This is a genomic window from Rahnella aceris (genome assembly GCF_011684115.1).
Classification (GTDB): domain Bacteria; phylum Pseudomonadota; class Gammaproteobacteria; order Enterobacterales; family Enterobacteriaceae; genus Rahnella; species Rahnella aceris.
In genome coordinates this window covers 133,428-153,387 of record NZ_JAADJV010000007.1, presented here as the reverse complement: position 1 = coordinate 153,387, position 19,960 = coordinate 133,428, and the positions used below count along the sequence as shown (strand labels likewise).

At 52.5% G+C, this 19,960-nt stretch carries 19 protein-coding genes; 3 read left to right on the top strand and 16 right to left on the bottom strand.

The window, feature by feature from the left end; genetic code table 11:
• Window positions 1–384: 384 nt before the first annotated feature.
• Genes hemG through pepQ form a run of 4 tightly spaced genes read right to left on the bottom strand, consistent with a single transcriptional unit; the run spans window position 385 to window position 4,378 of the window.
• Complete coding sequence (hemG, locus tag GW591_RS23285; protein WP_112197625.1) at window positions 385–924, bottom strand: menaquinone-dependent protoporphyrinogen IX dehydrogenase; 540 nt, start codon at window positions 922–924, stop codon at window positions 385–387.
• 22 nt (window positions 925–946) lie between these two features.
• Window positions 947–2,398 carry a Trk system potassium transporter TrkH gene (trkH, locus tag GW591_RS23280; RefSeq protein WP_013577421.1) on the bottom strand — a complete coding sequence of 484 codons (1,452 nt, stop codon included), beginning with the start codon at window positions 2,396–2,398 and terminating at the stop codon, window positions 947–949.
• A gap of 37 nt (window positions 2,399–2,435) precedes the next feature.
• Window positions 2,436–3,047 (bottom strand): IMPACT family protein, encoded by a 612-nt coding sequence (locus GW591_RS23275; protein ID WP_013577422.1) that lies wholly within the window; start codon window positions 3,045–3,047, stop codon window positions 2,436–2,438.
• Window positions 3,047–4,378: a Xaa-Pro dipeptidase gene (pepQ, locus tag GW591_RS23270; RefSeq protein WP_013577423.1), complete on the bottom strand. Its 1,332-nt coding sequence runs from the start codon at window positions 4,376–4,378 to the stop codon at window positions 3,047–3,049. The genes GW591_RS23275 and pepQ overlap by 1 nt, the downstream gene beginning before the upstream one ends.
• Before the next feature lie 189 nt (window positions 4,379–4,567).
• Here pepQ and fadB point away from each other — a divergent pair, with 189 nt between their 5' ends.
• Together fadB and fadA are read left to right on the top strand one after the other, a co-directional pair.
• On the top strand, window positions 4,568–6,760 hold the full coding sequence (gene fadB / locus GW591_RS23265) for a fatty acid oxidation complex subunit alpha FadB (protein WP_119262165.1): 2,193 nt from the start codon (window positions 4,568–4,570) through the stop codon (window positions 6,758–6,760).
• An 11-nt stretch (window positions 6,761–6,771) separates the two neighbouring features.
• The gene (gene fadA, locus GW591_RS23260; RefSeq protein WP_126125253.1) at window positions 6,772–7,935 is read left to right on the top strand and encodes an acetyl-CoA C-acyltransferase FadA; all 1,164 of its coding nucleotides are present in this window, start codon (window positions 6,772–6,774) and stop codon (window positions 7,933–7,935) included.
• 116 nt (window positions 7,936–8,051) lie between these two features.
• Here fadA and fre read toward each other — a convergent pair whose 3' ends face one another.
• From fre to pepE, 3 genes are all read right to left on the bottom strand, one after another.
• Complete coding sequence (gene fre / locus GW591_RS23255) at window positions 8,052–8,753, bottom strand: NAD(P)H-flavin reductase (protein WP_013577426.1); 702 nt, start codon at window positions 8,751–8,753, stop codon at window positions 8,052–8,054.
• 48 nt (window positions 8,754–8,801) lie between these two features.
• Window positions 8,802–10,292 carry a 4-hydroxy-3-polyprenylbenzoate decarboxylase gene (gene ubiD / locus GW591_RS23250; RefSeq protein WP_112152560.1) on the bottom strand — a complete coding sequence of 497 codons (1,491 nt, stop codon included), beginning with the start codon at window positions 10,290–10,292 and terminating at the stop codon, window positions 8,802–8,804.
• Window positions 10,293–10,486: 194 nt separating this feature from the next.
• On the bottom strand, window positions 10,487–11,212 hold the full coding sequence (gene pepE / locus GW591_RS23245) for a dipeptidase PepE (protein WP_013577428.1): 726 nt from the start codon (window positions 11,210–11,212) through the stop codon (window positions 10,487–10,489).
• 172 nt (window positions 11,213–11,384) lie between these two features.
• On the opposite strand from pepE, the gene rfaH reads away from it, so the two are divergent.
• On the top strand, window positions 11,385–11,873 hold the full coding sequence (gene rfaH, locus GW591_RS23240) for a transcription/translation regulatory transformer protein RfaH (protein WP_015690568.1): 489 nt from the start codon (window positions 11,385–11,387) through the stop codon (window positions 11,871–11,873).
• A 61-nt stretch (window positions 11,874–11,934) separates the two neighbouring features.
• Here the strand turns inward: rfaH and tatD are convergent, their stop codons facing one another.
• The 9 genes from tatD to GW591_RS23195 form a co-directional block, all read right to left on the bottom strand.
• Window positions 11,935–12,726, bottom strand: a complete 792-nt coding sequence (gene tatD, locus GW591_RS23235; protein ID WP_166861428.1) for a 3'-5' ssDNA/RNA exonuclease TatD — start codon at window positions 12,724–12,726, stop codon at window positions 11,935–11,937.
• 60 nt (window positions 12,727–12,786) lie between these two features.
• Complete coding sequence (gene tatC, locus GW591_RS23230) at window positions 12,787–13,554, bottom strand: Sec-independent protein translocase subunit TatC (RefSeq protein WP_013577431.1); 768 nt, start codon at window positions 13,552–13,554, stop codon at window positions 12,787–12,789.
• Between the two features lie 2 nt (window positions 13,555–13,556).
• Window positions 13,557–14,204: a Sec-independent protein translocase protein TatB gene (gene tatB / locus GW591_RS23225; protein ID WP_013577432.1), complete on the bottom strand. Its 648-nt coding sequence runs from the start codon at window positions 14,202–14,204 to the stop codon at window positions 13,557–13,559.
• A gap of 3 nt (window positions 14,205–14,207) precedes the next feature.
• Complete coding sequence (gene tatE, locus GW591_RS23220; RefSeq protein ID WP_013577433.1) at window positions 14,208–14,474, bottom strand: twin-arginine translocase subunit TatE; 267 nt, start codon at window positions 14,472–14,474, stop codon at window positions 14,208–14,210.
• A 73-nt stretch (window positions 14,475–14,547) separates the two neighbouring features.
• The gene (gene ubiB / locus GW591_RS23215) at window positions 14,548–16,179 is read right to left on the bottom strand and encodes a ubiquinone biosynthesis regulatory protein kinase UbiB (RefSeq protein ID WP_013577434.1); all 1,632 of its coding nucleotides are present in this window, start codon (window positions 16,177–16,179) and stop codon (window positions 14,548–14,550) included.
• Window positions 16,176–16,784 carry a ubiquinone biosynthesis protein UbiJ gene (ubiJ, locus tag GW591_RS23210; protein ID WP_013577435.1) on the bottom strand — a complete coding sequence of 203 codons (609 nt, stop codon included), beginning with the start codon at window positions 16,782–16,784 and terminating at the stop codon, window positions 16,176–16,178. The genes ubiB and ubiJ overlap by 4 nt, the downstream gene beginning before the upstream one ends.
• Before the next feature lie 13 nt (window positions 16,785–16,797).
• Window positions 16,798–17,553, bottom strand: a complete 756-nt coding sequence (gene ubiE / locus GW591_RS23205) for a bifunctional demethylmenaquinone methyltransferase/2-methoxy-6-polyprenyl-1,4-benzoquinol methylase UbiE (RefSeq protein ID WP_166861426.1) — start codon at window positions 17,551–17,553, stop codon at window positions 16,798–16,800.
• A 141-nt stretch (window positions 17,554–17,694) separates the two neighbouring features.
• Window positions 17,695–19,236 carry a DNA recombination protein RmuC gene (gene rmuC, locus GW591_RS23200; RefSeq protein WP_013577437.1) on the bottom strand — a complete coding sequence of 514 codons (1,542 nt, stop codon included), beginning with the start codon at window positions 19,234–19,236 and terminating at the stop codon, window positions 17,695–17,697.
• Between the two features lie 157 nt (window positions 19,237–19,393).
• A complete protein-coding gene (locus GW591_RS23195) occupies window positions 19,394–19,921 on the bottom strand; it encodes a DedA family protein (RefSeq protein ID WP_013577438.1) in 528 nt (175 codons plus the stop codon).
• Window positions 19,922–19,960 lie beyond the last annotated feature (39 nt).

Below are 19,960 nucleotides of genomic sequence, written 5' to 3'. Positions count from 1 at the left end.
GTAATAATTCAACTAAATGAATTACTGCTTGGTCACTCTAAGACTTGATATTTTTTGCCACCGAAGTGGCTGATATCGTCTTGTGAGTGCCCACACAGATTGTCTGATAAATTGTTAAAGAGCGTACGCTGCGAGAATTAACTCAGCAACGTGGGAGGCAGATAATACTCTTTCTCCCTGAAGAGTCAACCATTTTCTTTTACAAGATGCGGTGTTTTCACCGGGTTGATTCTTCCTGACTGGGCGACTTGGTTCTTGTTAGAGGAGTCGTTGTTCCCGGTCAGTGGAGGCGCATTATAGGGAGTTCTCAGAAGGCCGCAACCCCTAATTTCAAAAAACTTTCTGAATGCTTTCTTTTTGGCCTGAACGTCTATTAAGCCCGCATTATTGCGATTTTTTATACGATATTTGCCCAAAATCTTCAGCGAATTTGGCCACCTGCTGCCAGTCGGTATATTCCACTTCTTTACGGGTATCTGTTTCACCACCTGTCATCCGCATAATCAGTTGGATCATGACCTTATCGAACCAGCGATATCGCGGATAACGTAATGCGCCAGCAAAGACACCGCACATTGCCGGTTCCCACGGGGATGCCAGCAGGAATTTACGTACATAGGCATTAGTCTGTGGCGTTCGTTTTTCGGGTTTGCGCGCTGTCAGGTTGACGCCGAAAAAAGCCGACGGCATGTGATTCAAGGTTTCGGCGTGTTTTTTAACGAACTTATCCAGCACCGGGTTAAAGTGACCGTAACGTATAGAAGCGCCGATCATCACCTGGTCATAGCTTTTCAAATCGACATGTTCCGCATGTACCAGATCAACAACATCGCAGTTGCACTTTTCTTTCAGCTCACTTGCTATATAAGAAGCGATAGCATGTGTCTGCCCGTCACGACTTGAATAGAGTATCAACGCTTTCATACTTGTTTCCCTTTCTTAAAACTCATTCCCGCCAGAATGTCGGCGTGAACAGCACTAATAATGTGAAGACTTCCAGACGACCAAACAACATGGTGACGATCAGGATCCATTTCGCCACGGAATTCATCGAAGCAAAGTTATCAGCCACCACCCCCAGCCCCGGGCCAAGGTTATTGAGTGTGGCGGTAACCGCAGCAAAGGCGGAGAAGTTATCCACACCGGTGGCAACAATCGCCAGCATGCTGACAATAAATACCAGCGCGTAAGCGGAGAAGAAACCCCATACCGCTTCTATGATACGTTCAGGCAACGCGCGGTTACCCAATTTGATGGTGTAAACCGCATTCGGGTGAACCAGCCTTTTCAGCTCGCGCGAACCCTGTAAATAAAGCAAAAGAATACGGATCACTTTAAGACCGCCGCCCGTTGAACCGGCACAACCACCGATAAAAGCAGAGCACAATAATAGAAGCGGCAGGAACAGCGGCCATTTGGAAATACTGTCCGTGGTATAGCCTGCTGTGGTGGCCATTGATACCACCTGGAAGAATGCCTGATTGAGCGTTTCCAGCGGCGAGCCGTAGGTATTGTGGATCCACAGAATCACCGTGCAGATCACGACCAGCGTGAACTGCACGCCGATAAACATGCGAAATTCCGGATCACGCCAGTATACCTTGAGGTTTCGCCCGCTCAGCACCGCAAAGTGCAGGCCGTAGTTACAGCCGGAGATCAACAGGAATACCGCCACAATGGTATTAATCGTTCCGCTATGGAAATAGCCGATGCTGGCATCATGCGTCGAGAAGCCACCGATGGCGATAGTCGAGAAACTATGGCTGATGGCATCAAAGACCGGCATACCCGCGCCCCATAATGCCAGCGCACAGGCGATGGTCAGCAGCACATAGATAAGCCACAGCGTTTTTGCTGTTTCGGCGATACGCGGGCGCATCTTGTTATCTTTCAGCGGCCCCGGCATTTCGGCGCGATACAACTGCATTCCGCCGACCCCCAATATCGGCAGAATGGCTACCGCGAGCACAATGATCCCCATACCACCAAACCATTGCAGCATCTGCCGGTAGAAGAGAATCGCTTTCGGCAAAGAATCCAGCCCGACCAGTGTGGTCGCGCCCGTCGTCGTCAGGCCGGAGAAAGATTCAAAGAAAGCATCGGTAAGGGAAAGATTCGGCCGCTCGGAGAACAGAAAAGGCAATGCCCCGACGCTGCCCAGCACCGTCCAGAACAGCACCACAATCAGGAAACCTTCCCGTGGCTTCAGCTCACTTTTCTGCTTCCGGTTTGGCAGCCAGAGAAATAACCCAATCGCCAGGGCGACAAAGAAGGTCTGACTGAACGCACGCCCCGCACCATCGCGGTAAATTAAAGCGACCAGACCGGGAATAATCATCGTTCCCGAGAAAAGGATGACGAGCACCCCCACAATGCGTGTTATGGCACGAAAATGCATGCTGGTGCGTTCCTCAGCGAATTAACCATAGAAAAATTTAAGAAACCGGACGCAGGATTAGCGTGCCACGGCTGATATCGAACAAATGGCTGACGGTTGCCGGTGCATCTGCGGCAGGCAACGCCAGAACGAGATCCACCGCCGCGCCGTATTCACTGCGTAAAATATGGCCGCCAACCTGCAAAAGCAGCGTTTCCACCAGCTGTAACTGGCTGTAATCACACTGCACCGCGAACTCCGCCAGCGGAACCTTTTGCTGCACGATAAGTTGTTTCAATGCCTGCTGAACACCGCCGCCGTAGGCTTTCACTAACCCGCCAGTACCCAGCATTATGCCACCGTAATAACGCACCACGACGGCGGTGATCTCCCCGACTCCGCTTCCCATCAGCTGACTTAAGATCGGTTTACCGGCTGTGCCCGCCGGTTCGCCATCATCAGAAAAGCCCAGTTGCTGAGAATCAGCAGGCGCGCCAGCTACAAACGCCCAGCAGTGATGACGCGCTGCCGGATGCTGGTTTCTGACCTCCTGAATAAAAGCCTTTGCCACTTCAACTCCCTCAGTTCTCGCCAGCAGGGTGATGAAGCGACTCTTCTTTATTTCTTCGCTGAAACTGACAGGCTCAGCGGGGACGGGATAAGGCTGCATCAGGCCAGCTTCAGATCACGTGTCATATTTTCGATACGATTATCGTGGATGACAATGTTGTCTTCGATACGAATGCCGCCAAATGACTTCATGGCATTGATGCGATCCCAGGCAAAGTGTTTGCTAAACTGCCCTTCGCGCCACGGTAACAGCAACGAATCGATGAAATACAAACCCGGCTCGATAGTCAGCACCATGCCTGGCTCAATCACACGGGTACAACGCAGGTAGGGATATTGCGAAGGCGCGGCCAGATGCGTGCCGGTATCATCCTGCATAAACCCGGCGACATCGTGAACCTGTAACCCCAGCGGATGCCCCAGACCATGCGGCAGGAAAGGCCCGGTCAGGTTCTGTTCCACCATGGCGTCTTCACTAATATCCACCACCAGCTTATGCGCTTTCAACAATTTGGCGATACGGTGATGCATCTGAACATGATAGTCGGTATAGCGCACACCGGCTTTAATCGTATCAATTAACGCAAGTTCTTCCGTATTGAGATCTTTCACGAGTGCTGCGAAATCACTGTCCGGTTTTGCGGCATAGGTACGCGTCAGATCGGCGGCATAACCGTTATATTCTGCACCGGCATCAAGCAGGAAGCTGTGCATTTCGGCAGGCGGCTGATTATCGAGCGTAGTGTAATGCAGTACGGAAGCGTGTTCATTGAGCGCGACAATGTTGCTGTAAGGCACATCGGTATCACGATGACCGGTAGCAGTGAGATACGCCAGATTGATATCAAATTCGCTCATGCCGGAAAGGAACGCTTCTTTCGCCGCGCGATGGCCACTGACCGCGACTTTCTGCGCTTCACGCATACAGGCCAGTTCATAGTCTGTTTTGTAAGCGCGATGATAATGCAGGAAATCCAGTACCACTTTCGGATTCACGTTCGCCGCAGGGATACCCATGCTGATCGCACGTTCCTGACTGTAACCGATGTAACCCACACGTTTGAGATCAACCGGCAACTGGCCTTTGATATCGTCAGCGTTGGCCAGCGGCGTCAGGGAAATCTCTTTCGTCCAGAAGGACTCCGGCAGCGGCTCATGGCTGTGCCAGTAATCCACCGGAGAATAGAACCACAGCTTCGGCGCATTCACGCCATCCACCCACAACCAGCAGTTCGGCACTTTGGTGACCGGCACCCAGGCTTTGAACTGCGGATTGACTTTGAAGGGATAACTGTGGTCATCAAGGAAGGTCGTCAGCAACTCACCGGAGTGAATCAGTAACGCATCAAGCTGAGAACGTTGCAGAATTTCACGGGCACGCGTCTGCAGCGTGGCGATATGTTCTTTATAAAGCGTAGTAAGCGATTCCATCCAACTGTCCTTTTTTCACCTGAATGACGATGCAGCATCTTACCACAGCCTCACCGCGACCATAGTCCCGGAAGGTTTGTGATCTTGCCTGCAAATAAAACACATCTCATTTGCAAATTATTAACATAAAAACCACACTCCAAAACATCTGGTCATACCAGATCATCCCAGATGATTCAGGAGAGACACATGCTCTACCAAGGCGAAACACTACACCTGCACTGGCTCGACGGCGGTATCGCGGAGCTGGTGTTTGATGCTCCAGGCTCGGTTAACAAGCTCGACACCCAAACTGTCGCCAGCCTGGGCGAAGCCATTGCAGTACTTGAAAAACAGTCTGACCTGAAAGGTCTGCTGCTCAGTTCGGCCAAACCAGCGTTTATCGTGGGCGCGGATATCACCGAATTTTTATCCCTGTTCAACGCGCCAGCCGAAAAACTGCATGAATGGCTGGATTTCGCCAACAGCATTTTTAACCGGCTGGAAGACCTGCCGGTACCGACAATTTCTGCCATCAGCGGTTATGCGCTGGGCGGTGGTTGCGAATGCGTGCTGGCGACAGATTTTCGTATCAGCACTGCCGATGCCCGGATTGGCCTGCCGGAAACCAGTTTAGGAATTATGCCGGGCTTCGGCGGTTCCGTACGTCTGCCACGTCTGATTGGTACTGACAGTGCGCTGGAAATTATCGCCGCCGGTAAAAATATCAGTGGAAAAGAGGCCCTGAAAGTCGGGCTGGTCGATGCGGTGGTTGAAGCCGATAAACTGCGCGACGCTGGCATCAGCATGCTGAGAAACGCCGTTGACGGCAAACTGGAATGGCATAACCGTCGTGATCCTAAACGTCTGCCGTTGAAACTCAGCCAGATTGAAGCGGCGATGAGCTTCAGCGTCGCCAAAAGTATGGTCATGCAAAATGCCGGTAAACACTATCCGGCGCCCATGAGCGCGGTGAAAACCATAGAAGCCGCGGCCCGTCTGGGTCGCGATGAAGCGTTGCAGCTGGAAACCGCCAGCTTTGTGCCGCTCGCACAATCAAAAGAAGCCCGCGCACTGGTCAGTATTTTCCTTAACGATCAGTTTGTGAAAAGCAAAGCCAAAAAACTGGCGCAAGACAGCGAAAAACCAAAACAGGCCGCCGTATTGGGCGCGGGCATTATGGGCGGCGGGATCGCCTACCAGTCTGCGCTGAAAGGCGTGCCGGTTGTGATGAAAGATATCAACGACCAGTCCCTGACGCTCGGCATGAACGAGGCTGCCAAGTTGCTGAACAAGCAACTGGAGCGCGGTAAACTCGACGGTCTGAAAATGGCTAAAGTGCTGTCGACCATTCATCCGACGCTGGATTACAGCGGCATCGAACGTGCCTCTGTGGTCGTTGAAGCCGTGGTCGAGAATCCTAAAGTGAAGGCCGCGGTGCTGGCGGAAGCGGAATCTCTGCTCGGCACCGATACCGTTCTGGCCTCGAATACCTCGACCATTCCTATCGATCTGTTGGCGTCTTCGCTCAAACGCCCGGAAAACTTCTGTGGTATGCACTTCTTCAACCCGGTGCATCGTATGCCGCTGGTCGAAATCGTGCGTGGTGAGAAAACCTCAGACAAAACGATTTCGCGCATCGTTTCTTACGCACTGGCGATGGGTAAAACGCCTATCGTGGTCAACGACTGCCCGGGATTCTTCGTCAACCGCGTACTGTTCCCGTATTTCTCCGGTTTCAGTCTGTTACTGCGTGATGGCGCTGATTTCCGCCAGATCGACAAAGTGATGGAAAAACAGTTCGGCTGGCCGATGGGTCCGGCTTATCTGCTGGATGTGGTCGGCATCGACACCGCGCATCACGCCCAGGCCGTGATGGCCGCCGGTTTCCCTGAGCGCATGGCGCGGGATTACCGTGACGCTGTTGATGTGCTGTTTGATAACCGTCGTTTTGGGCAGAAAAATCAACTCGGTTTCTACCGTTACAGCGAAGACAGCAAAGGCAAGCCGCGCAAGGAAGTTGACGAACAGGCGATCAGTCTGCTGGCCGACAACCTGAAACCAGCACACACTGACTTCTCACCACAGGACATCATCGCCCGCATGATGATTCCGATGATTAACGAAGTGGTGCGCTGCTTTGAGGAAGGCATTATTGCCAGCCCGGCCGAAGCCGACATGGCGCTGGTCTACGGCATCGGATTCCCTCCTTTCCACGGCGGCCCGTTCCGTTATCTCGATACCCTCGGTACCACTGAGTATCTGAAAATGACTGAACAGTATGCACATCTGGGGCCGATGTATCAGGCACCGGAAGGGCTACGCGCCAAAGCGCAAACCAATGAAAGTTACTATCCGGTTGCCGCTCCGCTGGAAAACTTCAGCACCGGTAATCAGGCATAAGGACCGAAATCATGGAAAACGTAGTCATTGTTGACGCAGTCCGCACGCCAATGGGCCGTTCAAAAGGCGGCGCATTCCGCCATGTCAGGGCTGAAGATCTCTCCGCGCATCTGATGCGTGCCGTACTGGCCCGTAATCCGGCGCTGAACGCCAAAGATATTGATGATATTTACTGGGGCTGCGTCCAGCAGACGCTGGAACAAGGCTTCAACATTGCCCGTAACGCGGCGCTGCTGGCGGAAATACCGCACAGTGTTCCCGCGACTACGGTCAACCGTCTGTGCGGTTCTTCCATGCAGGCGCTGCATGACGCCGCCCGCGCCATTATGGTCGGTGACGCACAGGTCAGCCTGATCGGCGGTGTGGAACATATGGGTCATGTGCCGATGAATCATGGTGTGGATTTCCATCCGGGGCTGAGCAAAACCGTAGCGAAAGCCGCAGGGATGATGGGACTGACGGCGGAAATGCTGGCAAAAATGCACCAGATCAGCCGTGAAATGCAGGATGAATTTGCCGCACGTTCACATCAGCGTGCTCATGCAGCCACCGTAGCCGGGCATTTCGCTAACGAAATTGTGCCGACCGAAGGCCATAACGCCGATGGCGTTCTGACCCGTTATGATTTCGACGAAGTGATCCGCCCGGAAACGACGGTCGCCACACTGGCAGCTTTACGCCCGGCGTTCGATCCGGTGAATGGCACTGTCACGGCGGGAACTTCTTCTGCCCTCTCCGACGGCGCATCGGCAATGTTGCTGATGAGTGAATCCCGTGCCAAATCTTTAGGTCTGAAAGCCCGTGCCCGCATCCGCGCCATGGCGGTGGTGGGCTGCGACCCGTCCATTATGGGTTATGGCCCGGTGCCAGCAACGCGTCTGGCTCTGAAACGCGCCGGACTGAGCGTGCAGGACATCGGTCTGTTCGAACTGAACGAAGCCTTCGCCGCACAAGCCTTGCCGTGTGTGAAAGATTTGGGACTGCTGGAAACTATGGAGGATCGCGTCAACCTGAACGGCGGTGCCATTGCGCTCGGTCACCCGCTCGGCTGTTCCGGCTCTCGTATTTCCACCACGCTGCTGAACCTGATGGAGCGTCGCGACGTCCAGTTTGGCGTTGCGACCATGTGTATCGGTTTAGGTCAGGGCATCGCGACCATTTTCGAACGCATCTGACAATCCCTTTCTGCAAAAACAAAAAAGCGGGCATTCAGCCCGCTTTCATCAATGTGTTCTACCCGTTTTAGTTGCCGTTTTCCCGCCTGTCAGGGGCGGGCTTTTTCATTGTTCAATCAGATGAAAGAGAAAGCATCACCAAACAGACGGTCTTCCTGCGCACCGCGCTCGGCGACAAAACGTTCACGGGCGATTTTAGCCATCTCAAAACGACCGGCGATATAAATGTCGTACTCAGCCAGTGAAGAGAAATCCTGTAAAACCGCGCTCAGAACAGTGCCACTTCTGCCCTGCCAGCCCTCTTCCGGCTGTTCAACCACCGGGATCACTTTCAGGTTCGGATGATTGATGCTCATCGCTTCCAGTTCACCGAGATCATACAGATGCTTCAGCTCACGGCCCCCCCAGTAAATCGAGATATCACGATGCGGTTGCTGCTCGAGTGCTGTGATCAGAATGGAACGCACGTAAGAGAAGCCCGTTCCGCCCGCAATCAATACCAGCGGACGCTCGCCATCTTCGCGCAACCAGGCATCGCCGTGCGGAATATCAACGGTGATTGCCTGTTCTTTCAAAATGCGATCCATCACGGCCATCGCGTACAAATTCAGTTCAGACGCGCCGATGTGCAGCTCAATCACATTGTGTTGAGCCGGCGTCGAGGCCAGCGAGAACGGGCGCTTGTCACGCTCATCCATTACCACCATAAGATACTGACCCGCGCGGAACGAGAAAGGCGCTTCCGGAACCAGGCGGACGCGATACACCGTATCCGTTATCGCCTCAACCGAGGTCACTTTACAGCTCAATGTTGTCATGCGTTCCCTCTGTGGGTCATCAAAGCAAAGCGTAGGACAAAGATTCGATTATTTTTTCGCATCGTCTTTATCATTAAGAATAGCGAGTTCATCCCAAATAGCATCGATACGCGCGGTGACTTCCGGATCTTTCACAATCGGACGTCCCCATTCACGCTGCGTTTCACCCGGCCATTTGTTGGTCGCATCCATCCCCATTTTCGAGCCAAGGCCCGACACCGGGGAGGCAAAATCGAGATAATCAATCGGGGTATTTTCCACCAGAACCGTATCCCGCGCGGGATCCATCCGGGTGGTGATCGCCCAAATCACGTCGTTCCAGTCGCGGGCATTCACATCGTCGTCGCACACAATCACGAACTTGGTGTACATGAACTGACGCAGGAATGACCAGACGCCCATCATCACGCGTTTAGCATGACCGGCGTATTGCTTCTTCATGGTAACGACAGCCAGACGGTAGGAGCAACCCTCAGGCGGCAGATAGAAGTCCACAATTTCCGGAAACTGTTTTTTCAGGATTGGCACAAACACTTCATTCAACGCCACACCCAGAACCGCAGGTTCATCCGGCGGACGGCCGGTGTAGGTCGAATGATAGATGGCATCTTTTCGCTGCGTCATGTGCGTAATGGTAAACACCGGGAAGCTATCCACTTCATTATAGTAGCCGGTGTGGTCGCCATAAGGGCCTTCCGGTGCCATTTCACCCGGCTCGATATACCCTTCAAGCACAATCTCGGCGCTGGCAGGCACTTCCAGATCGTTGGAAATACATTTCACCACTTCCGTTTTGTTACCACGCAACAACCCGGCAAAGGCATATTCAGACAGCGTATCGGGCACCGGCGTCACAGCGCCAAGAATCGTTGCCGGATCGGCACCCAGCGCCACGGAAACCGGAAAACGCTGGCCCGGATTCTGCTGGCACCATTCCTGGAAATCGAGCGCGCCGCCCCGATGGGACAACCAGCGCATGATCACTTTATTTTTACCCAGCACCTGCTGACGATAAATGCCCAGATTTTGACGCGGCTTGTTCGGGCCACGAGTCACAGTCAGGCCCCAGGTGATGAGCGGCGCGGCATCTTCCGGCCAGCACTGCATCACCGGAATTTTGGTGATATCGACCGCATCACCTTCCCAAATCTGCTGCTGACAAGGTGCCGAATGCAGCATTTTGGTCGGCATGTTCAGCACTTGTTTAAACTTCGGCGCTTTGTCGTATAAATCACGAAAACCGCGTGGCGGCTCAGGTTCTTTCAGAAACGCCAGTAATTCACCGACTTCCCGCAACGCACTGACATCTTCTTTGCCCATGCCCATCGCCACACGCTGAGGTGTGCCGAATAAATTGCACAAAACCGGCATGTCGTAGCCTTTAGGATTTTCGAACAAAAGCGCCGGACCACCTGCACGCAGGGTACGATCGGCAATTTCGGTCATTTCCAGATAAGGGTCAACTGACTGGCTAATGCGTTTCAGTTGGCCTCTCTTTTCGAGTAACGAGAGGAAGTCACGTAAATCACGGTATTTCATGCTGATTCTGAGTCGCCGGGTTGAAGGAGAGCATTATAGAGCCTCTCCAGAGTTGTTGCTGCTTTTTTGTTATCAGCAAGTTTGTTATCAGTAAATTTCTTATTGGTAAGTAAAGTCTGATAACGAAAAAGCAGTATAACCGTCAGGCCGGGTATTTTTGGTCTGACGGTGCGGAAGTTATATCGCGACGACAATCACACGCAGTTAAAAGACACCAGAGGCTGGAGCGCCTGAGTATCCTGATATTCCTGTGTGTCTTGCCCGTGGCGGAAAACCTTAAACCCCTGATTTTTAGCACTGAAGTAACTCAGATCATTGCCGGACACCTGCAACAGGCTGCCTTCACGCAACGCAATCACTGATTCAGACGGGTTAACCGCGCAGAATTCCGCAATGCGCTCATCACGGGTTTCGCCCATATGACCGCTTAAATGGGCATCGATGTAATGCGGATTGATTTGCACCGGGAACAGGCCGAGAGCAGGCAGAACCACAGAGTTGCGAACAGGCATATCATTGGTGGTGCGGATGCTTGGTGTGGCGACATTACAACCCGCACTCCAGCCAACATAAGGCACATTGCGCTCACGCACTGCCCGCTGAATCGGTACGATCAGGCTATGTTCATGCAGCATCTGATTAAGCATCCAGGTATTCCCGCCGCTGATCAAAATGCATTGTGCGCCGGCAATAGCTTCAGCAGGATTTTCTGCATGATGAATGCTACTGACGCGAATGCCCAACGTATCAGAAAGTTCCAAGGCGCGGGCATCGTAATCACTGCGGATCAGGGCGTAGGGGACCAGCACGGCAGAGGTGATATTGTGTGCCTCAAACATAGTCTGGATGCGCGTTTTAGCGTAACCCAGTAACTCAGATTCACCTGAAAGCTTGCCGTTACTCAGTAAAAACAGCTCCATGAGATTTCTCCTGATAAAATAGGATTAATAGAGGGGATAAGAACGCGCTTTTCTCCGATAATAAAAGATAACGGGCCGACAATCAGCAAACGTCTGCATAGACTTGCACTGTCTGTATCTCATGAGCGGCTTTTGGTATGCTGCCCCGCTCAACGCTTTTATGTGGGAAACTATGGAATCCTGGTATTTACTCTATTGCAAACGTGGTCAGCTTCTTCGCGCAAAAGAACATCTTGAACGCCAGAACGTTAACTGCCTGACGCCGATGATCACACTGGAAAAACTGGTGCGCGGACGCCGCACTGCGGTCAGCGAGCCACTGTTTCCAAATTACATGTTCATCGAGTTCGACCCTGAGCGGATCCATACCACGACGATCAACGCAACGCGTGGCGTCAGCCACTTCATCCGCTTTGGTGCGAAACTGGCCACCGTCCAGCCAGATGTCATCAAACAGTTGATGGAGCCACCAACAATTGAAATTCGTGATCCTGATACGCCATATGAAGGCGATCAGGTGGTGATTACCGACGGGATTTTTGCCGGTATCGAAGCGATTTATACTGAACCGGACGGCGAAGCACGTTCACTGCTGATGCTTAACCTCATCAACCAGCCGGTTCGTCAGAGCATCGAAAATACGCACTTCCAAAAAATCTGACCGGCATCTCCGCCCAGTACAAATGATAAAGGCACCGTTAAAGGTGCCTTTATCATTGGGTTCAGCGGCGCGCGGACAATGCAAAAAGTTTACGTGCATTGTCATCCGTGATATCTGCCAGCCACTGAGGATCTTCCCCGCGCCACAGCGCGACCTGTTTAACAATATGCGGCAGGAAAGCCGGTTCATTGCGGCGGTTTTTCGGCTTGTTTTCCATATCACGCGGCAGTAAATACGGTGCATCGGTTTCAAGCATTAACCTGTCCGCAGGGATCAGCGGCAGCATGTCACGTAATTCCAGCCCGCGACGCTCATCGCACACCCAACCGGTAATACCAATCGACAGTCCGAGAGATAAATACAACTCAAGCTCCTGACGGGTGCCGGTGAAACAATGAACCACGCCGCCCGGCAAATCGGACAGCCAGGGTTTCAGCAACGCGGCGAAGCGCTCACCAGCATCGCGACAATGCAGAAACACCGGCAACTGTAATTCTTTCGCCAGCGCCAGCTGTGCCGTGAAAGCAGCTTCCTGTCGATCTGCCGGAGAAAAGTTGCGATTGAAATCCAGCCCGCACTCACCGATAGCCACAACATTGGGTAACACTGCAAGCTCACGGATACCGGCTTCAACCTGCGCATCCCAGTGACTTGCCTGATGCGGATGCACGCCCGCCGTCGACCAGCAAAAATCAGGATGCTCATCCGCCATTTTCTGCGCTTCGACACTTTCCTGCGCTGACGTTCCGGTGATCAACATGCCGCTCAGACCGGCAGTTCTGGCTCTTTCCACTACCTGCAGCCGATCTTTATCAAACTGACTGCTGGTGAGATTTATACCGATTTCAAACATGGGGAGTCCTGAAACAGAAACCGCCCAACAGGGCGGTTTCTATGTATAACGAAAGAAACTTTAAGCAGGCTGATCCGGATCGGTCTCGTTGTCGACGTCCGACCGGCGACGGCCTCCGACATAGAAACGGGCAAAGAACACGCCGATTTCAAACAACAGGTACATTGGAATGGCCAGCAATGTTTGCGAGAACACATCCGGCGGTGTTAACAACATCCCGACCACAAAAGCCCCGACCAGCACATACGGACGTTTCTTTTTCAAGTCTTCGGGTGTCGTTACACCACTCCAGCAAAGCAACACAATCGCGATAGGCACTTCGAAGGAGACGCCAAACGCCATAAACAACGCCATCACGAAATCGAGATAGTTGTTAATGTCGGTGGCTATCTGCACGCCAGCCGGTGCAGTTTTCGCAAAGAAAGCAAACGCCAGCGGAAACACGACGAAATAAGCAAACGCCACACCGAGATAAAATAACGCGGAGCTTGAAAACAGCAGCGGCATCATGAGACGGCGTTCGTGTTTGTAGAGCGCCGGAGCCACAAATGCCCAGACCTGATACAAAATGAACGGTGCAGAGACAAACACCGAGACAATCATGGTCAGTTTGATAGGCGTAAAGAACGGCGACGCGACGTCAGTCGCAATCATGCTCGCGCCCAGCGGCATTTGTTTGATCAGCGGTGAAGCCACCAACTGATAGATGTCATTTGCGAAATAAACCAGCGCTAAAAACACCACAATAATGCAGATAATGGCATTTAACAGGCGCTTACGCAGCTCAATCAGATGACTGATAAGGGGTTGTGTATCTTCAACTGCCATGTTTAACGCTCGCCTGTCGTTTGAGTTGATGAAGCCGGTTTAGCCGGTGCTGCGGGTTCAGCCACAGGGGCTTCAGCAGCAGTTTTCACAACCGGTGAAACGTCAACAGAAGCGTCAGCCGCGTGTTCCGCCGAGGCCGTCAGCTTTTCAGCCGCAACATGCGCCGTTTTATTTGAGGCCAGAGCGGCATCAACAGCACTTTGTGGTGCCGTTGCCGGTGCAGAAACCACATTGTCGGCAGCAGCAGGAGACACACCCGCATCATGGTGCGCTTCAGCTTCATCCAGAACAGGGTTGTGGATGGTGTTGCCTTCCGCTTTGGCTTCTTCCACAGCTTTCTCTGCAGGATTCAATCCTGAATTGATCGACTGCTTCATAGATTCTGCGGCTTCTTTCAACTCGTCCATAGACGCTTTGATTTCTGGCGTGAGATTCTTCAGACCGGCTTCTTCCGCTTTCTTCAGGCTATCCTGCAATTCCTGGAGTTTCAGTTCCTGCGACAATTCGCTTTGAACTGAAGCAGCCATGGCACGAAGCGTACGGATCCAGCCTGCTACTGTTCTGACTGCTACAGGTAAACGCTCGGGCCCGAGGACAACCAGGCCAATCACCAATACCAGCAGCAGTTCACTAAATCCAATATCGAACACGGCTTATACCTGCTCTTTGTTTTGGCTCTTGGTGTCTTCTGCTTTCGCTTCTGGCTTGCTTTCAACAGACTTTGCTACGAAATCAGCATCAGTGGGAGAAACGTCAGCGTCTTTAGTTTTTGACTGGCTGTCGTCGTCACTCATGGCTTTTTTGAAGCCTTTGATGGAAGCACCCAGATCAGAACCCAGACCACGCAGTTTCTTCGTACCGAACAGCAGTACCACAAGAACAACGAGGATCAGGATTTTTGTAATACTAATACCACCCATTATTTTCACCTCAAACAGGAAGGAACGACATTTATTGCCGTCCGCAAACGGCATTCGATTTAAAACAATTTGCTCAGCTGGCGCGCTTCCATCCGATTAACCAGGAAACAACACCGGCTGCCATCAGGCAGGCGGGGTAAACCTTAACGCCACCCAACAGTAAGAGGGTTCCGCTCAGTAACAGCGTCGCACCCATTCCCAACAAATAACGAGACTGCCCCTGACGGGAACTCTGGTTATGGATCTGGGAGGAAAGCTTCTCAATGTTGTATTGCAACAGCTTGTGCTGATGCAGGCTCTGATAAACCAAATCTGGCAGTTCAGGCATTTTCTCAATCCAGAACGGCGCACGCTCTTTCAGTGCGCGGATCATCGCCGGCAGACCCACCTGATCACGAACCCAGCTTTCGAGGAAAGGTTTCGCCGTTGTCCACAAATCCAGTTGAGGATAAAGCTGACGCCCGAGGCCTTCTACATACAACAGTGTCTTTTGCAGCAACACCAACTGAGGCTGGACTTCCATATTAAAACGGCGAGCCGTATTAAACAGATTTAACAATACGTTACCGAAGGAAATATCCGCCAGCGGTTTCTCAAAAATCGGTTCACACACTGTCCGAATTGCAAATTCGAATTCTTCAACGTTGGTATCTCGCGGGACCCAGCCGGAATCGACATGCAATTCAGCTACTTTGCGGTAATCACGGTTAAAGAACGCGATGAAATTCTCCGCCAGATAGCGCTTGTCTTCCTTATTGAGCGAACCAACTATGCCGCAATCAATGCCTATGTAGCAAGGATCTTCAGGCGTTTCGTAGCTCACAAAAATATTGCCCGGATGCATATCCGCATGGAAGAAACTGTCGCGAAAAACCTGAGTGAAGAAGACCTGTACACCGCGCTCCGCCAGCAATTTCATATTGGTGCCCTGTTTTTTCAGCGCCTCAATATCAGAAACAGGGATCCCGTAAATACGTTCCATCACCATCAATTGTTCGCTGCAATAGTCCGGGTACACTTCCGGCACATACAGCATCGGGCTACCTTCAAAGTTACGGCGAAGCTGAATGGCATTCGCGGCTTCACGTAACAGATTCAGTTCATCGAGCAGCGTTTTCTCATACTCACGTACCACTTCACGCGGACGCAAACGGCGACCATCCGGTAACAAAATCGGTAGCCAGCCAGCAAGACGCGACATCAAACGGATATCAGCAACAATGGTCGGTAAAATATCCGGACGGATAACTTTGAGCACCACCGGTTTGCCGTTTTCTTTCAGGATCGCCGTGTGCACCTGAGCAATCGACGCAGACGCCAGCGGCGTCTGATCGAACTCATCAAACCAGGTTTCCAGCGGGCCACCCAGCGCGGCATCAATTTGCTGACGGGCTTTCGCACCATCAAACGGCGGAACATGGTCCTGAAGCAAAGCCAGCTGATCGGCTATGTGCGGGGGGAAAAGATCGCGGCGTGTAGACATCATCTGACCGAACTTGATCCAAACCGGCCCAAGCTGTTCCAGTGCCAGGCGCATGCGCTCACCTAACGGCTTTTCTTTATGACGATTTGGTAACCAGAAAAAAAGATAACGACCAATTCTCAGTGGTAACGTTAAGCGGATTTTAGGGATCAGTTCGTCAAGGCCGTAGATCAGAAACATGCGGATAATCAGATATAAACGTCGCATTTCCCTAGGCGTCACGGTTTGTCCTCCAGTTTTTTGATACGTTTATCCAGCGCATCCAGCTCACACACCAGTGCGGAAACCTCATCACTAAACCAGACAACTTCCAGCGGACCGGGTGCCATTTTCCACTCTTCAGTCAGCGTTTGCGCCACATAGCTCTGCTGGTGTTTCAACCCTTTTTGCAAAAAGCTGAAAACGCCCTGCACGGTCTGACTCAGCCCCTGTGCCGCAATGTCACCGATATAGGGTGCCAGAAATTCCGCAGGCTCAATTTCCGCCATATCCAGCAATGCAGAGAACTGCTGAACCAGGGCGATATCGCCATCAACTACCAGCTCGCCACTGCGCATCATGGGCGACAACTGCTGGCGATCACGTAACTTATGCAGCACTGACAGTTTCGAGGTGACGGTGCAATCTGCCGCGCCGTCCCATTGCCCGAGCACATCAATTTTCTGTTCACTGAACACAAACGTCAGTGGTGTACTCAGTTCCTGCAATTCAACACGCAGAACTTTACCGGCCAGACGTGTCCGCGCCGCCTTCATGCTGCGATCTCTGAAAAGCAGGTAATTAAGCGGCGTCTCGATAGCGGCAGTCAGTAACGGCGTTAACAACATCGGCATACTCATATCAGAATTTGAAACCCCGATGTAACGCCACAATGCCGCCAGTCAGGTTGTGATAAGTCACATTTTCAAAACCTGCGTCCGCCATCATTCCTTTCAGTGTTTCCTGATCCGGATGCATACGGATTGATTCAGCCAGATACCGGTAGCTTTCGGCATCGTGTGCAACCAGCTCGCCAATACGCGGTAAAATATGGAAGGAATAGGTGTCGTAAGCTTTGCTCAGCGGCTTCAGCACCGGTTTGGAGAATTCCAGTACCAGCAGACGCCCGCCCGGCTTGAGTACGCGGAACATGGAACGCAGCGCCTTCTCTTTTTCAGTCACGTTACGCAGACCGAAAGAGATGGTGATACAGTCAAAATAGTTATCCGGGAACGGCAGAGCCTCGGCATTCGCCTGAACGTAGCTGACGTTGCCGACGATGCCAAGATCGCGCAGCTTTTCGCGGCCCATCTTCAGCATGGAATCATTGATATCCGCCAGCACGACTTCGCCTTTCTCACCCACCAGACGGGAAAATTTTGCGGTCAGATCGCCCGTACCACCGGCCAGATCCAGCACACGTTGTCCCTGACGGACACCGCTGCAATCAATAGTGAAGCGCTTCCAGATGCGATGAATACCGAAAGACATCAGATCATTCATCAAATCATATTTTGCCGCAACGGAATGGAAGACTTCTGCCACCATTTCCTGTTTTTCATCTTTGGCTACTGTACGAAAACCAAAATGGGTGGTTTCCGGCGTCTGCTTTTCCATTATTTATGCCTGCTTTTTCAGTCGAACTCTTGGGGAGAAGTGTATCAGAACCCGTTCGAAAGCCCCATCACCGATGGTGATTCAACATATTGCAAAAATTCATGCATTGAATCACAAATACAGTGCAGGCCCTCTGACCCGCTATGTCTGCTGGTGGGGAGTTAACTCACCCGGGTTCAGCGTCTGTTCTTCTTCCGCATCAGAGGTATCGGGCAGAGATGCGGTGTCTTCAGGTTCATTTTCCGCTTTCGCTATTTCAGCCAGAGACGGACTGATAGGCCGTTTAACTTCAACACCCAGCGCGCGGAAACTTTCCACCTGTCCGATAAGATTACCACGGCCTTGCGAGAGTTTATTCATCGCGGATCGATAACTTCCCTGCGCTTTGTCGAGACTTTGTCCCATCGACTCCATGTCATCCACAAACAGCCGCAGTTTGTCGTAAAGACGTGCCGCGCGGTCGGCGATACGTTTGGCGTTCTGACTCTGATGCTCATAGCGCCACAAGTTACTGATCGTTCGCAGCGCCACCAGCAGGGTCGTCGGGCTGACCAGCATAATATTGTGCCGGAGCGCTTCGCTAATCAATTCTGGCTCACGGTCGATAGCCAGCAGAAAAGCGGGCTCAACAGGGATAAACATCAGCACATAATCGAGGCTGCGCAGACCGGGAAGTTGCTGGTAATCTTTGCGCCCGAGCAGGCGGATATGTCCGCGAACCGAGGCAATATGTTCATTGAGCGCCGCTTCCCGCTCGCTGTCATCCTCGCTGTTGAAATAGCGCTCATACGCGACCAGGGTCATTTTGGCATCAATCACTACGTCTTTATTCTGCGGTAACCTGACGACCACATCGGGCTGCATCCGGCTGTTGCTGTCAACCTGCACGCTGACCTGAGTCTGGTACTCATGCCCTTCACGTAAACCGGAAGCCTCGAGCACGCGGCTCAGCACCACTTCCCCCCAGTTGCCCTGCGTTTTGTTGTCACCTTTCAGTGCCTTGGTCAGGTTGACGGCTTCACGGGCCATCTCCACATTCAGTTGCTGCAGATTGCGGATCTCATGCGCCAGCGTATGGCGTTCACGGGCTTCCTGCCCAAAGCTGTCCTGCACCTGACGACGGAAACCATCCAGTTGCTCGCGCAACGGCAACAGTAACTTGTCGAGACTTTGCTTGTTCTGTTCGTCGGCACGGCGGCCATTTTGTTCGAAAATCCGGTTAGCCAGATTTTCAAACTGGCTGCTCAGGCGCTGTTCGCTGTTAATCAGCAGACGCTGCTTTTCTTCAGCCGCCATGCGGGTTTCATCCAGACGGGTTGAAACCTCACGCAACTCCGCTTCCTGCGCGCTGTTGATTTCCCGCTGCGCACGCAGTTCCTGATTCAGTTGCTCACACTCGTTTTGCCAGTGGGCAAGCAGTTGTAATTTTTCCTGACTGGCCGCCTGCAGGCTATGCAGTTTTCGCAGCTCAAGTTCAGCCTCACGCAGTTGCTGCTGCCCTGATTGCCGCTCGCTTTTGTGCGTATCATTTTCCGCTTTAGCCTGTTCCAGCGATTGTTCCAGCAAACGGCGCTGCGTTTCATACTCCGTCTGCTGTTGCTGTTGGCGCAGGCTGGCGATAAGCCAACCTACGAGTAAGCCCACTAACCCCGCCCCCAGGGCTGTCAGGATGCTGATATCCACGCGATTTCCCTCTTAAAGTCTCTTGCGGCCAAGGTAATGTCAGGCTGTATGGATGTCCAGTCTATTTTCTGTTGCATTGAGCCTTTGCGAGACGTCTTCCAAAAAGGAATTTCTCTGTATTTTCCCCCTTGCGATAGCCAGCCACAGAGAGCAGCATTCAAAACCAGCGGCTCAGCCACTGAATGCCGAAAGCACCTGGCGCCAGGATGCCGAAAGCCCAGATGAGTGCAGACGTCACATTCGCAATCTGGAAATATTTTTGCGGCATACCGCAGATACCGGCAACCAGTGGCACAACGGCACGAAGCGGGCCAAAGAAGCGGCCAATAAAAGCCCCGGGCATGCCCCATTTTTCAAAGAAAGCATGTCCACGAACCAGCATTTGCGGATGGCGGGAGAAAGGCCAGAAATTGCCAACCCGATCCTGATAACGGGCACCAATCCAGTAAGAAAGCCAGTCTCCCAAGAAAGCGCCTGCGGCGGCGGCGGCCCAGATGGGCCAGAACGGAATACCGGTTTCGCCGATCAGCGCGCCGAGTCCCAGCAAGATAAACGTTGCCGGGAGCAGCAGGGAAAGGAATGCCAGAGACTCACCAAAAGCCAGAAAGAAAACGATCGGTGCAGCCCACACCTGATGGGCGCGGATGAAGGTAGTGGTGTACTCAAGAAGGTCGTGAACAGTCAAAAATGCAGTTCCTTTTGTCAGAGATCCGGGAGGAGGTTC